General features: G+C 41.8%; 13 protein-coding genes. 10 read left to right on the forward strand and 3 right to left on the reverse strand.

The window, feature by feature from the left end; all coding sequences use genetic code 11:
* Positions 1 to 143 precede the first annotated feature (143 nt).
* Entirely contained in the window at positions 144 to 1,001 is an 858-nt protein-coding gene (locus H6G83_RS15890) for an SDR family oxidoreductase (RefSeq protein WP_190473966.1), read from the reverse strand.
* A 714-nt stretch (positions 1,002 to 1,715) separates the two neighbouring features.
* Between H6G83_RS15890 and H6G83_RS15895 the strand changes: the two genes are divergently transcribed.
* From H6G83_RS15895 to H6G83_RS15940, 10 genes are all read left to right on the forward strand, one after another.
* The gene (locus H6G83_RS15895; RefSeq protein WP_190473969.1) at positions 1,716 to 2,378 is read left to right on the forward strand and encodes a class I SAM-dependent methyltransferase; all 663 of its coding nucleotides are present in this window, start codon (positions 1,716 to 1,718) and stop codon (positions 2,376 to 2,378) included.
* Positions 2,379 to 2,643: 265 nt separating this feature from the next.
* The gene (gene hemB / locus H6G83_RS15900) at positions 2,644 to 3,636 is read left to right on the forward strand and encodes a porphobilinogen synthase (protein ID WP_190473971.1); all 993 of its coding nucleotides are present in this window, start codon (positions 2,644 to 2,646) and stop codon (positions 3,634 to 3,636) included.
* 102 nt (positions 3,637 to 3,738) lie between these two features.
* Entirely contained in the window at positions 3,739 to 4,971 is a 1,233-nt protein-coding gene (locus tag H6G83_RS15905) for an FAD/NAD(P)-binding protein (RefSeq protein WP_190473973.1), read from the forward strand.
* Positions 4,972 to 5,176: 205 nt separating this feature from the next.
* Positions 5,177 to 6,217, forward strand: coding sequence for a CobW family GTP-binding protein (locus H6G83_RS15910; protein WP_190473975.1), 1,041 nt, complete (start codon positions 5,177 to 5,179; stop codon positions 6,215 to 6,217).
* A 219-nt stretch (positions 6,218 to 6,436) separates the two neighbouring features.
* Positions 6,437 to 7,090, forward strand: a complete 654-nt coding sequence (folE, locus tag H6G83_RS15915) for a GTP cyclohydrolase I FolE (RefSeq protein WP_190473977.1) — start codon at positions 6,437 to 6,439, stop codon at positions 7,088 to 7,090.
* Between the two features lie 94 nt (positions 7,091 to 7,184).
* Positions 7,185 to 7,535, forward strand: a complete 351-nt coding sequence (gene hisI, locus H6G83_RS15920; protein WP_190473979.1) for a phosphoribosyl-AMP cyclohydrolase — start codon at positions 7,185 to 7,187, stop codon at positions 7,533 to 7,535.
* Positions 7,536 to 7,553: 18 nt separating this feature from the next.
* Positions 7,554 to 8,333, forward strand: a complete 780-nt coding sequence (locus tag H6G83_RS15925; RefSeq protein WP_190473980.1) for a CobW family GTP-binding protein — start codon at positions 7,554 to 7,556, stop codon at positions 8,331 to 8,333.
* Positions 8,334 to 8,426: 93 nt separating this feature from the next.
* Positions 8,427 to 9,236 carry a metallophosphoesterase family protein gene (locus H6G83_RS15930; protein WP_190473982.1) on the forward strand — a complete coding sequence of 270 codons (810 nt, stop codon included), beginning with the start codon at positions 8,427 to 8,429 and terminating at the stop codon, positions 9,234 to 9,236.
* Positions 9,237 to 9,507: 271 nt separating this feature from the next.
* The gene (locus H6G83_RS15935; RefSeq protein ID WP_190473983.1) at positions 9,508 to 10,266 is read left to right on the forward strand and encodes a metallophosphatase; all 759 of its coding nucleotides are present in this window, start codon (positions 9,508 to 9,510) and stop codon (positions 10,264 to 10,266) included.
* Between the two features lie 93 nt (positions 10,267 to 10,359).
* A complete protein-coding gene (locus tag H6G83_RS15940) occupies positions 10,360 to 11,433 on the forward strand; it encodes a WD40 repeat domain-containing protein (RefSeq protein ID WP_313936275.1) in 1,074 nt (357 codons plus the stop codon).
* A 111-nt stretch (positions 11,434 to 11,544) separates the two neighbouring features.
* On the opposite strand, the gene atpC is transcribed toward H6G83_RS15940, so the two are convergent.
* Positions 11,545 to 11,958: an ATP synthase F1 subunit epsilon gene (gene atpC, locus H6G83_RS15945; protein WP_190473985.1), complete on the reverse strand. Its 414-nt coding sequence runs from the start codon at positions 11,956 to 11,958 to the stop codon at positions 11,545 to 11,547.
* A 107-nt stretch (positions 11,959 to 12,065) separates the two neighbouring features.
* On the reverse strand, positions 12,066 to 13,514 hold the full coding sequence (atpD, locus tag H6G83_RS15950; RefSeq protein ID WP_190473987.1) for a F0F1 ATP synthase subunit beta: 1,449 nt from the start codon (positions 13,512 to 13,514) through the stop codon (positions 12,066 to 12,068).
* Between the last annotated feature and the right edge of the window lie 325 nt (positions 13,515 to 13,839).

A 13,839-nucleotide genomic window follows, 5' to 3' on the forward strand; every position in this document is an offset into this window, starting at 1 on the left:
TGCAACGTCTCTACATAATTTATTTGCTGCAACTTCATAGAGAATTGGTATGAGGACTAAGGAATGGGAAAAACCTTTTTTATTTTTAATTAAGAGGTTTTTCCCTAATTTATTTTTTTGCAAATAATATATTCTCTTTCTTTTTAACCGTTAACTACTTCACCACCATTAGGATGTAAAACTTGACCAGACATATAAGAAGAGTCATCAGAAGCTAAAAATACATAGCTAGGTGCAACTTCTTCTGGTTGTCCTGCTCGTTGCATTGGTACTTGTTTACCAAAGCTTTCTACTTTTTCTTCTGGGAATGTAGAGGGGATTAAAGGTGTCCAAATAGGGCCGGGTGCAACAGCATTAACTCGAATACCCTTGCTCACTAAATTTTGTGATAAGGAGCGGGTAAAAGCAACAATTGCCCCCTTTGTTGCCGAGTAATCGAGCAATTGGGGACTGCCTTTATAAGCTGTAACTGATGTGGTATTGATAATTGCACTACCTTCTTTTAAGTGCTTGATTGCAGCTTTTGTGAGGTAGAACATGGAAAAAATATTAGTTTTAAATGTCCGTTCTAACTGTTCTTTGGTAATATCTTCGATGTTTTCTTGGGGATGTTGTTCAGCTGCATTATTGATGAGAATATCCAGTTTGCCAAACTCATCTACTGTTTGTTGGATAGCGCGTTGACAAAAAGCTTCATCAGTGATATCGCCAGCGATCGCAATTGCACGCCGTCCATACTCTGCTACTGAATTTTTGGTTTCTTCTGCGTCGCCATGTTCGCTAAGGTAGACAAACGCTACATCTGCACCTTCTTTGGCAAATGCGATCGCCACAGCACGACCAATTCCACTATCGCCACCAGTAATTAAGGCAACTTTATCCTTTAACTTACCACTACCGCGATATTTTTCATCATCGGCTTTGGGTCTGGGCTGCATTTTTGATTCTGTCCCAGGTGGTTGCTGTTGCTGTGGTGGTTGTAATGTTTGATTTTCTGGCATATATTTCTCTCGGTAATTTTTCAGCAATTTCTTAATAGAGATTAAAAAAATAATTGCCTTTTTTAATCCCCACAATTAAACCTTGGATCGACAACTCAACCCAAGGTTTAATTGTGCTTTTGCACTCACTTGCTAATTGCAAGTTTACGCATCTTCACCCCGGATGCTAGCCAAACATATTAATTGCTGGCTAATGTAAATAAATAACAATATTGCTCCTCACACCCAACACACAAGGATTAAATTGACCACGGAAAACAAGTACACAACTCTCTTTAGATGTAGGATTGCTCCTCTTCATCTGCTTTAAAATTATCTATTATGTAATTAATATTTATCGGTCTTTAGGCGGAAACAAAATTTATTTATTATCAATCTACAGGGGGAAAAATTAAGAGGCAGAAAGTACAAGTATCAAGACATAATTTATATTTATACCGTTTATAGATTTTTAACCCCAGTGAGACGCAAAAATAATTAAACGCAGATGCACGCAGATAAATTTGTACATCAGCAGACTAGGCAACGCTATATAAGTTTTACAGCAGATTGCGGGTAAATGAGGTACAAATGTTCAGCAAAAAGCCATGTAAAAAAAGACTTTCAAGCCTGTTCCCTGTCCCCTGCTGTAGATTTAATTTCACAAATTTATGTAGGGTGGGCAGTGCAGTGCCAGATAGATAATACTACAGATACTACTTACGAAATAAAATTATGACAACTCGCACTCTGGGACTACCTGCAAACCTATATGACTATTTACTAGCGATTTCTTTACGGGAACCAGAGGTATTAACCCAATTACGCCAGCAAACAGCCCAGCTTCCTGTGGGAAGAATGCAAATTGCACCAGAACAGGGTCAATTTATGGCGTTGCTGGTGCAATTGATAGGCGCAAAGAAAACCTTAGAAGTAGGAGTATTTACAGGTTATAGTTCTTTGATAGTTGCACTAGCTTTACCTGCTGATGGGAAGGTAGTAGCCTGTGATATCAGTGCAGAGTTTACCAGCATCGCTCAACTTTATTGGCAGCAAGCCCAAGTAGCTCATAAAATTGATTTACACCTCGCCCCAGCGTTGGAAACCTTAGATAAATTACTTGCAGCAGGGGAAGCGGAAACTTTTGACTTTGCTTTTATTGATGCTGACAAGAGCAACTATGATAATTATTATGAGCGATCGCTACAATTAATCCGTCCAGGCGGTCTCATTGCCATTGATAATGTACTTTGGTCTGGTAGAGTCGCAGACCCCCAAGTGCAAGATAATCGTACCAAAAAAATCCGCGCCTTTAACGAAAAGTTATTCCAAGACCAGCGTATCAGCTTAAGCCTCGTCCCTATCGGCGATGGATTAACTTTGGCAAGGAAGAAGTGACATACTCACGCTTCCTGAGTACAGGTAAGCGTGAGCTTCTCAGAGACTCTTCAATGAAGACTCAATATGAGTCAGAGAACTGTCGTCAACTCACACGCATTCATCCCACGCTCATTCGAGTGAGACGTGGGACTTCTGCTGAAATTAGTTAAAAACTAACTCTTAACTCTCAGCTATCGACACTCACCCTTGTTGGGTGAGTGTGAGTCTCCTTGCACAAAGAGGCAAAATATTATAATAATGATTATCATTTTAATTTTGCTCTATGTCAGTCAAACCATTGAACTTATGTCAACGTCCGCGTCGTCTGCGGCGCAATGCAACACTGCGAAGGATGGTAAGGGAAACAACTCTCAGCGTAGATGACCTAATTTACCCAATGTTTGTCATGGAAGGAGAAGGGCAAAAAGTAGAAATTTCCTCCATGAGTGGGTGTTACCGATATTCTCTAGATTTGTTGCTGAAAGAAATAGCCGAAGTGTACAGTTTGGGAATTAATGCGATCGCACTTTTCCCCGTCATCCCCCAACATAAAAAAGACGACACAGGTACAGAAAGCTACAACCCAGAGGGATTAGTACAACAAACAGTTAGAGCCATTAAACAAGCAGTTCCAGATATTGTTGTCATCACCGACGTAGCCCTTGACCCCTTTACTACTCATGGTCACGATGGCTTAGTCGATGAAAAAGGCAATATTTTAAATGACCCGACTGTAGAAGTGTTAGTAAAAATGGCACTTTCTCAAGCCACAGCCGGAGCAGATTTTGTCGCCCCTTCCGACATGATGGATGGCAGAATTGGTGCAATTCGTCAAGCTTTAGATGCAGAAGGTTACATCAACGTAGGAATTTTGGCATACTCCGCCAAATACGCCTCCGCCTACTACGGCCCCTTTCGGGATGCTTTAGATTCCGCCCCGAAATTTGGTGACAAAAAGACTTATCAGATGGACGCAGCCAACGCCAGAGAAGCCTTAAAAGAAGTAGAACTAGATATTATCGAAGGGGCAGATATCGTCATGGTAAAACCTGCCCTTGCTTACCTAGATATTATTCACCAAATCCGCCAAACTACCCAGCTACCAGTCGCAGCCTACAACGTTAGTGGCGAATACGCCATGATTAAAGCCGCCGCGCAAATGGGTTGGGTGGATGAAAAACAAGTAATTTTAGAATCCTTAACCAGCATGAAACGCGCAGGCGCAGATTTAATCCTCACCTACTTCGCCAAAGAAGTGGCGTTGATGTTGTCTTAGGTGGGTGACTATGGACTGTTGACTATGGACTGTTGACTATTGACTGTTGACTATTGACTGTTGACTATTGACTATTGACTATTGACTATTGACCAATGACCAATGACCAAAAAAATTGACCTAGCTATTGTTGGTGCAGGGCCTCATGCTCTGACCTTAACTACCCATCTACTGCAAAAACGGCAGTCTATCAAGGGTAGATTCTCGGTATTTGACCCCAGTGGTATGTGGATGAGTCGCTGGAAGCAGCAATTTACAGCTTTGGAAATTCCGCATTTACGTTCCCCCGCAGTGCATCATCCAGACCCTAACCCCTTTGCTTTGCGGAAATTTGCAGAATCTCGTCCCCATGAGTTATTTCCCCCCTATGATTTACCAGGGACGCAACTATTTGATGATTTTTGTCAGGATGTGATAAAAATCCGCCAGTTGCAAGACCAAGTTATTCCTTTAGCAGTCAAGAGTATTCAACCCTTACCTGATCATCTGCGTCCTCAATTCCGCCTCGGTTTGCAAGATGGACAAGAGGTAATTGCACGGCGGGTAGTTCTAGCAACTGGTAGCGCTCAACGTCAAATACCTAATTGGGTAAATCAAATTCACTCACCATATCCACAAGATAGACTTTGCCACTCTCAAACAATAGATTTACGAAAATTACACTTGGTGGGTAAGAGAGTATTAATTGTTGGTGGCGGGTTGACGAGTGGACATTTAGCTGTGGGTGCTATTTCTCGCGGTGCGAAGGTGCATTTACTAATTCGCCGACAGTTAGCAGAAAAGTTGTTTGACGCAGAACCGGGTTGGTTGGGGCCAAAGTACCTCAAGGATTTTTTTGCACAATCAGATTGGCAACAACGTTTTACCATGATTCAGCAGGCTAGAAATGGTGGGTCGATGACTCCGGCGATCGCCACCCAATTACGCAGACAAGCACGCAATGGTAACATCAGAATTGACGAAAACTGCCAAATCGTCAAAGCCCAATGGTTGGGTGAGAATTGGCTTGTAGAATGTAGTGATGGTAGCCAGCATGATTGTGATTATATCTGGCTCTCGACTGGTACTAAATTTGATGTCACCACTGAACCCTTATTAAAAGATATTCTACAGGCGTACCCTACCCCCATCATTAAAGGTTTGCCAGTCTTAGATACTTGTCTACGATGGCCTGGCTGTGAATTATTCATTATGGGTGGTTTAGCTGCCTTGCAAGTAGGGCCGACAGCCAGAAATTTATCAGGTGCAAGGATGGCTTGTGAGAAAATCGTTCCAGCAATTGTTAAACCGAGTGTAGCCTTTTCCCCCAGCATCATGGCAGCGCAAGCAAGTTAAACTTTCAGGACTAACCCGTCAAAGGTGTACGGGTGTAGGTGTTAAAAACCCTTATACCCCTAGACCCTTACCTCTCTACACCCAGTCTTAACAAACAATCTTGCCAAAGCAGAGCATTTTTAGCTAATATGATAACGATTCTCATTCCTTTCTCGGTTTGAGAGATGAATATATCTACACCTATTCAGCAAAGGAATTGATTGAGATGAATACTATCGCTGCACCAGATAACGATATCATTACTGAAGTTCCTAAGCGTGGAATGCCTGTGACCATTATTACAGGATTTCTGGGCAGTGGTAAAACTACACTACTCAACCAAATTCTCAAAAATAAGCAAGATTTAAAAGTAGCTGTCTTAGTAAATGAATTTGGCGATATTAATATTGATAGCCAACTGTTAGTTTCCGTAGACCAAGATATGCTCGAACTGAGCAATGGCTGTATATGCTGTACTATTAATGATGGTCTAGTCGATGCTGTTTATCGGGTTTTAGAAAGAGAAGAACGTATTGACTATTTGGTAATTGAAACTACTGGTGTAGCAGATCCACTACCGATTATTTTAACTTTTTTGGGTACAGAACTGCGAGATTTAACCAACCTGGACTCAATTATTACTCTGGTAGATGCTGAAGCTTTTACCCCTAACCATTTTGAAAGTGAAGCAGCATTAAAACAAATTACCTATAGTGATATTATTCTCCTGAATAAAACAGACCTTGCTCCTCTAGAAAAAACTAAAGAAGTAGAAGAATATATTCATAGTGTAAAAGAGGGTGCAAGAATTTTACATACTCAATATGGTCAGGTGGCACTACCATTAATTTTAGGATTAGAGTTAACGCCAACAGATAAATATACTGCTGAGGATGTAGATCATCACCATGTAGATGAACACCATCATCACCACCACGACCATGAACATGAACATCATCATGAGCATCACTCCCATCATTTAGAAAATGATGGATTTATATCAGTTTCTTTCCAAGCTGATAGACCCTTTGATGTTCATAAATTTGAAACTTTTCTCACGGAAGAAATGCCAAATAATGTTTTCCGCGCGAAGGGTATTTTATGGTTTAGTGATAGTGATTTACGTCATATTTTCCAATTAAGTGGGCCTCGCTATCACTTATATGCTGATGAATGGCGTACTCTCCCTAAAAATCAAGTGGTTTTTATTGGCAGAAAATTAAATATGCAGCAAATGTACACACAACTTAACAATTGTTTGGTATGATTAATTAGGGTTAAATAATTAACCAAATTTAGTTAATAGATATCAAAAAATAACCCAGCTATTTGGAGATAAATAGACCAATATAAGATATGTGTCAATTTATCATATTTGTTAATTTGGAAGCAATTAGCAAATATAGAATCTCCATTTTTTAATACTGAGTTAGATATTCTTTAAACTATTAACTATTTCAAAATTCCTACCAATTAAACAAACGAAATGACTTTATCGACTCGTCCCGACATTAATTCTGCTGCTCAGATGGTTTCGTCTTTATCTACTCAGCAACTACCAACTGTCACAGAAGCAGAAATGGTGCAGGCTGTGCGAACATTGCTAATTGGTCTAGGCGAAAATCCTGATCGAGAAGGGTTAAAAGATACCCCTAAGCGAGTTGTTAAAGCTCTGCAATTTCTCACTAAAGGATATCATGAATCTTTAGATGAACTGCTGAACGGAGCAGTTTTTACAGAAGATGCGAATGAAATGGTATTAATTCGGGATATCGATATTTTTAGTTCTTGTGAGCATCATATTTTACCGATTATCGGTCGCGCTCATGTTGCCTATATTCCTAATGGTAAGGTGATAGGGTTATCGAAAATAGCTCGTATTTGTGAAATGTATGCTCGGCGTTTACAAGTGCAAGAACGTCTCACACTGCAAATTGCGGATGCGTTGCAAGGTTTGCTCAAACCCCAAGGGGTTGCAGTTGTGATCGAAGCAACTCATATGTGTATGGTGATGCGGGGTGTGCAGAAACCAGGGTCTTGGACTGTTACCAGTGCAATGCGTGGTGTGTTTGCTGAAGATGCGCGGACTCGTGAAGAGTTTATGAATTTGGTGCGACACAACGCTAATTTTCACTCTTAAGTTTCGGCTGAAGTAAACGTTGATTTTTTATGTAGAGACAAGAAATGTTCTGTCTCTACATTATTTATTAGCCAACACTCATGATTTATTAGTGATGCTTGTAGCTACTGAAATATTGGCAAGTTTGAAGTTTAACGAGCAAGGTTTGATTCCGGCAATAGTTCAAGATTACCGCGATGGTACTGTTTTGATGATGGCTTGGATGAACTGTAAATCAATTCAAAAAACACTAACTACTGGTGAAGCTCATTATTGGAGTAGATCGCGCTCAGAATTATGGCATAAAGGGGCGACATCTGGACATATTCAAAAAGTGCAAGAGATGTTTTACGACTGTGATGGAGATACCATCCTGCTAAAAGTTGAGCAAATTGGTGATATTGCTTGTCACACTGGCGCAAGAAGTTGTTTTTTTAATGCTGTACCAATATCTCCTCCAGCTTAAATTTTAAAATAGTTGATTATGTCTACACCAATTATTACCGTGATTGCAGGCACATCTGGGTCAGGAAAAACTACCTGGGTTTGCCAACAGCTAACAAACATGAAGGTTGTTGATAAAATAATTTATTTGAGTCTAGGAACTGGTACTGTTCCTATTGACCAAACCCGCATAGCAACTGAATTTCCTGGGTTGCAGGTCTTTGGCGATGGTCAGGAAGTGGAATTGCTAGAGCAAATACGCCAAGCACAAGCGGTTTACATTGAATTAGGGTTTTACTTTGATCTGGGAGTGATACCTTCGGCGATCGCACAATTATTAGATAATCTAACTTACCATACTGTCGTCGTCTTACCCCCCGACCTGAAAAACTCCGAATACCATGCTTGGGGAAAAGAGATTATACCAGGCGCACCAGCCCAAATCAATACTGCTGAAGCTGTATGGCGGGTAGCCTGCAATGGTCAAGTGATTGATGAAAATAGTTTAGAGGAATTTTGGTATGAAGTCACCCACGGGGCTTACGGCAAAGTCACCCGCGCCAAGGCAATTTTTGATGTTAACGATGGTCGCTCACTTTACTGTGATTTCGTCGCTGGCGTTCCCCAAACTCATTTTCTAGAATTAGACCTACCACGTTACTTAGATGGTAGACCTCAGCGTTTCAGTGGCTTAGAAGTGGTGGGGAAAAACTTAGATGAAGCCGCTTTAAAACAAACCTTATCAGATTGTTGTTTGTCTGATGCGGCGATTATGCAATACCAACAAGAAGTCAAAAAGATTTTAAGTGAAACAACTTAAATAATGTTTGTAGTCAGGACTTTAGTCCTTCTTTTAAACTCAATCAAAACAACTTTTATTCTCAAATATTCACCTATTCCAAGGATAACAAACATGAAAATAGCCGTCATCTCATGTATTCATGGCAATTACGCAGCTTTAGATGCTGTATTACTAGATATCGATGAGCAAAAAGCAGAAAAGATTTTCTGTGTTGGTGATTTAGTAGGATATGGGCCGCATCCCAACGCAGTCATTAGCCAAATTCGTGCTTTAGATATTCCCACCTGTGTCGGGTGTTGGGATGAAGATATTGTGGAAGGTTTAAACGCTTGTGAGTGTAGTTATCCTTCATTATTAGCAGAAAAAAGAGGCATCAAAGCTCATGAATGGACTAATAAAGAAATTCACCCAGAAAACCGGGAATTTCTCGCCCAATTACCCCATAGCCTGAAAGTAGAAAATTTAGCTTTTGTTCACGGTAGCCCTTATAGTAACCATGAGTATTTGTTACCGGAACTAGATGCTTTTGTCGCCATAGAGCGTGTACTTACCACAGATGCAGATGTGCTGTTTTGTGGTCATACTCATGTGCCTTATGTTCGGGATCTTGATGCTGTTCAACTACAAGTTACTGTGAAAAAAGGAGAATTAACAGAAGAAAGGAATTTTATATCGCCTCTCAAAAGAATTGTGAATGTAGGTTCGGTGGGAGAACCAAGACATGGTAGACCCAATGCTACTTATGTAATTTATGACATGGAAACTCAAGAGATTAAATTGCGGGAAGTACCTTATGATTACCAAAAAACCTGTGCAGCCATTATCGAAAAAGGTTTACCTGCGATTTTTGCTTGGCGTTTAGCACATGGGTTAGAGTATGCAGAAAGAGCAGATGATCCGACTCATGTTTGCACAAGGTAATACCAAGTTGCAGTCAAAGATATAGGACTTATACCAATTCTCTATGAAGTTGCACGGAAAAACAATGTAGAGACGTTGCATGCAACGTCTCTACAGGGCAGAATAAAGTGCATCTTCATCAAGAAACGGTATTACGCATAAAAACGAAAAATCAAGGGTTTGGGCAAGGGTGTAGGAGTATAGGGGTATAGGGGTGTATGTCTTCAAAACCCTTACCCCCTTACACTCGTGACACCCGTGACCCCCATAGTATTAGTAACCGAAAATAAATATGAATAAATGGGCTATTTTAACTGGAATTGAAGGAAATCTTGCTGCTTATGAAGCTGTCATAGTGGATATTAAGCGTCAGGGTAATGTAGAGGCTTTGTATATTTTGGGTGATGTGGTAGGGCCAAGACCAGAAACAGAAAAGTTGGTGGAACGGATACAAAACCCAAAAAGGGGAGAATTAGAACCGTTAATTTGTAAAGGTTGGTGGGAAGAACAGTGTTTAATTTTGCATGGTTTGGGTGCGACTGGGGAGGCTAATGAACTCATCGCTAAATACGGTGGTGATACTGTGAAGAAATTGTGGGACTCGGTTTCTCGCCAGACTGTACAATGGTTGCGATCGCTCGATTTTGGATTTTTTGAATTAGATTGTTTATTAATCCACGGCTCAACGCTAGGTGTAGACGATGAACTCACCCCAGAAACTCCCCCCATTCAAATGCTTGATAGATTATCACGAATGCAGGCAAATAATTTATTTTGTGGGCGTTCTGGTTTAACTTTTCAGTATCAGTTGCAAGCTGGTTCTATTACAACTAAACTAACTACTCTTGATAGCCAAGTTTCCCCGCCAACCATCACCATTTCTCCGCGTCAAGTAATTGGAGTCGGTAACGTGGGACGCAATTTTGGACAAGCGACTTATACTCTCTACAATCCTAGTAACAATCAAGTAGTATTCAAGACTGTATCCTACGGCAATGGTAAAGGATTTCAAAGCCAAGGGAAGGTGAAAAAATCGCCATCTAGCGTTTAATTCCTCGATTCAGAGGTATAATCTTGATAACGATTCTCATTATTTTGAAGCAGGACAAACTGCGATCGCCGCAAATAAAAAAGGATAAATGGTGTGTCTGGTTTAAAAGCAAAGATACAAGGTGAGCTTGAGCATTATTGGCAACAGATGCTGTCAGACTACGTGACAAATATCGCTTGGTCGCCACAAGGTAAGACTCTCGCCGCCAGTTCTGCGGCTGGTGAGGTAGCTTTGTATTCTACTCCAGACAAGCAAATAGTCAAATCCCTACAACCTGCTGATGGACAATCTGTAGACTGTTTAGTATTTTCTCAAGATGGGCAATTTCTCGCCGCAGGTGGACAAAATGGCGAGGTGAAAATTTGGCGGTTACAGTCTGAGCCGGAACTTATCCGCATTCTCAAAAATGACCGTACTTGGATAGACCGTATGAGGTGGAGTCCCAGCAAAAACCAATTAGCTTTCAGTACTGGTCGCCATGTGCAGGTGTGGAATGCTGATAGAGACGAAATAGAAACTACTCTAAATTTTCAGACTTCCTCCGTACAAGATATTACTTGGCATCCCCAAGGCGAAAGTTTAGCCGTTGCTGGTTATCAAGAAGTCAAGATTTGGATGGTGGAAAATTGGCAGGATGAACCCTATTTATTACCAGTTGATTCAGCTAGTTTAGTAATATCTTGGTCGCCAGATGGTAAATATATTGCCTCTGCTAATTTAGATCGGACTATCACCGTTTTGGAATGGAATAACCCCCTTCCTTGGGTAATGAGAGGTTTTCCAGGCAAAATTCGTCATTTAGCTTGGTCGGATACAGCAACAAAATCAGGCGCTCCACTGTTAGCAATTTCCTGTGTTGAGGCGATCGCAGTATGGGAAAAAGAGGATTTAGAATGGAGTGCTATAGTCTTATCAAGGCATGAAGATATTGTAGAATCAATCCAATTTCAACCAAAATCTCATCTGTTGGCTTCGGCTGGAGGAGATGGGTTAGTTTGCTTATGGAACCAAGGTAAGCGACTAACTCAAATTCTTGATGGAGCCTCTGGGGGATTTTCCTGCTTATCTTGGCATCCTCAAGATAATCAACTCGCTGCTGGTGGCAAAAACGGCGAATTAATTATCTGGTCGAAAGCAATGCGCGGAAAAGGATTTGGTCGTCGTTAACAATTGAGTTCGTAGTAAGGACTTTAGTCCTTTTTTAAAGACCTTTCAGCATTACCTAAAAACAATGTAGGGTGAGCAAATTGCCCACCCTACAAAACTTGGTATATAATTTTATACCATACCGCCAGCAGCTTGAAAACGAGCGCGAGCGCGTTTAAAGGCTTGATTGGCTTGAATTTGGGCTTGGCGATCGCCTGCGGGTACTTGATTCAGCTTGGTTTGTGCTTGGCTGTAAGCAGTACGTGCTTCTTCTAGGTTAATCGCATCGCCACGTTCTGCACCATTTACCAGGATGGTGACTTCATTTTCTTCAACTTCGGCAAAACCACCCAATAGGGCGATCGCTTGCCAGTTTTGGCTCTTGCTGGCGCGTACTCGTAGTACACCTGTATCCAGCGCAGTTAACAGTGGGGCGTGTCCACTCAGGATACCTAGCTGACCGGTAGTGCTGGGTAAAACCACTTCATCAGCTTCCGCATCCCACACTGTTTTATCTGGGGAAATTACACGGACAGTTAGGGTCATGATTCAGTTTTCAGTTGTCAGTTTTCAGTTATCAGTTTTCAGTTATCAGTTTTCAGTTATCAGTTTTCATCTCTGATAACTGTTCACTGATAACTGTTCACTGAGATTTAGCCTTTGAGTTTTTCAGCTTTGGCGATCGCTTCGTTGATGTCGCCTACCAAGTAGAAGGCTTGCTCTGGCAGATCATCTAATTCACCAGAGAGAATCTTCTGGAACCCTTTGATGGTATCTTCCAACTTCACGTACTTACCAGGAGAACCTGTGAATACTTCAGCTACGAAGAAGGGTTGAGACAAGAAACGCTCAATTTTGCGGGCGCGTGCTACTGTCAGACGGTCTTCTTCAGACAATTCGTCTAGACCCAAGATAGCGATGATGTCTTGTAATTCTTTGTAGCGTTGCAAGGTTGATTGGACAGCACGAGCAGTATTGTAGTGTTCGTCACCTACGATGTTGGGCTGCAACATGGTAGAGGTGGAACCCAGAGGATCTACCGCCGGATAAATACCCTTAGATGCCAAACCCCGTGATAATACGGTTGTTCCATCCAAGTGAGCGAAGGTGGTAGCAGGCGCGGGGTCTGTCAAGTCGTCCGCAGGTACGTATACAGCTTGAATTGAGGTAATGGAACCTTCGGTGGTGGATGTGATGCGTTCTTGCAGTTCACCTACGTCAGTACCCAATGTAGGCTGATATCCTACCGCAGAAGGCATCCGACCCAACAGCGCGGATACTTCAGAACCAGCTTGCACGAAACGGAAGATGTTGTCAATAAACAACAGTACGTCTTGCTTGTTGACATCACGGAAGTATTCAGCCATTGTCAAACCAGACAAACCTACCCGCATTCTTGCTCCGGGTGGTTCGTTCATCTGACCGTAAACTAGCGCAATTTTCGATTCATTGAGGTTATCTTTGTTGATTACCCCAGATTCAATCATTTCGTTATAGAGGTCATTCCCTTCACGGGTACGCTCTCCCACACCAGCGAACACAGACACGCCACCATGTTGAGTTGCAATGTTGTTAATCAACTCCATCATGATTACGGTCTTGCCCACGCCTGCACCGCCGAACAGACCGATTTTACCACCGCGTCTGTAGGGGGTTAAGAGGTCAACAACCTTAATCCCTGTTTCAAACACAGAAGGCTTGGTTTCCAGGTCAGTGAGTTTGGGCGCGGAACGGTGGATGGGTAGAGTTTCTTGGTTATTAACTGGCCCTTGGTTGTCTACGGGTTCGCCAAGAACGTTAAAAATCCGACCGAGAGTCGCTTTACCAACGGGGACGCTGATGGGAGCGCCTGTATCAACAACTTCCAAACCACGGACTAAGCCATCGGTGGAACTCATAGCTACGGCGCGAATTTGGTTGTCGCCCAAAAGTTGCTGTACTTCGATAGTCAGGTTGATTTCTTGTCCTGCTTCGTTAGTACCTTTGATGGTCAGCGCGTTGTAGATTTGCGGTAGCTTACCGCCGGGGAATTTAACGTCTACAACCGGGCCGATGATTTGGGTAATGTAACCGATGTTTGTTTTTTCTGCGGTGGTGACCATGCTGCGCCTAATGATTGAAGCTATATTTCAGAATGGGTCGTCTAAGACCTTAGATCAAGCAATATCATCTATCAGGTTAGCATTGAACGACCCCTGTCTACGCCCTAAATTCTTTATTAAGGCTGGTGTCTGGGATCAATTTTGCTGCTATGTCCTCAGAGCGCATAAAACAAACTGAAAAACGAAATTGCTATGTCCAGTCTCGACGGACATAGCAAGAGTTAAATTTAACAGTAAACAGTTATCAGTTATGGCAGGTGACAATTTGTGGAAAAAGCTCTGTCTGAATTTCAGCGATCGCCATCTACGTTTGTTAGTGTGAGTT

This window comes from Anabaena azotica FACHB-119 (genome assembly GCF_014697625.1).
Taxonomy (GTDB): Bacteria; Cyanobacteriota; Cyanobacteriia; order Cyanobacteriales; family Nostocaceae; genus Trichormus; species Trichormus azoticus_A.

Coding starts and splice junctions, on each gene's coding strand:
- H6G83_RS15890 (WP_190473966.1), bottom strand. CDS start 1,001: ATGCCAGAAAATCAAACATTACAACCACCACAGCAACAGCAACCACCT.
- H6G83_RS15895 (WP_190473969.1), top strand. CDS start 1,716: ATGACAACTCGCACTCTGGGACTACCTGCAAACCTATATGACTATTTA.
- hemB (WP_190473971.1), top strand. CDS start 2,644: ATGTCAGTCAAACCATTGAACTTATGTCAACGTCCGCGTCGTCTGCGG.
- H6G83_RS15905 (WP_190473973.1), top strand. CDS start 3,739: ATGACCAAAAAAATTGACCTAGCTATTGTTGGTGCAGGGCCTCATGCT.
- H6G83_RS15910 (WP_190473975.1), top strand. CDS start 5,177: ATGAATACTATCGCTGCACCAGATAACGATATCATTACTGAAGTTCCT.
- folE (WP_190473977.1), top strand. CDS start 6,437: ATGACTTTATCGACTCGTCCCGACATTAATTCTGCTGCTCAGATGGTT.
- hisI (WP_190473979.1), top strand. CDS start 7,185: ATGCTTGTAGCTACTGAAATATTGGCAAGTTTGAAGTTTAACGAGCAA.
- H6G83_RS15925 (WP_190473980.1), top strand. CDS start 7,554: ATGTCTACACCAATTATTACCGTGATTGCAGGCACATCTGGGTCAGGA.
- H6G83_RS15930 (WP_190473982.1), top strand. CDS start 8,427: ATGAAAATAGCCGTCATCTCATGTATTCATGGCAATTACGCAGCTTTA.
- H6G83_RS15935 (WP_190473983.1), top strand. CDS start 9,508: ATGAATAAATGGGCTATTTTAACTGGAATTGAAGGAAATCTTGCTGCT.
- atpC (WP_190473985.1), bottom strand. CDS start 11,958: ATGACCCTAACTGTCCGTGTAATTTCCCCAGATAAAACAGTGTGGGAT.
- atpD (WP_190473987.1), bottom strand. CDS start 13,514: ATGGTCACCACCGCAGAAAAAACAAACATCGGTTACATTACCCAAATC.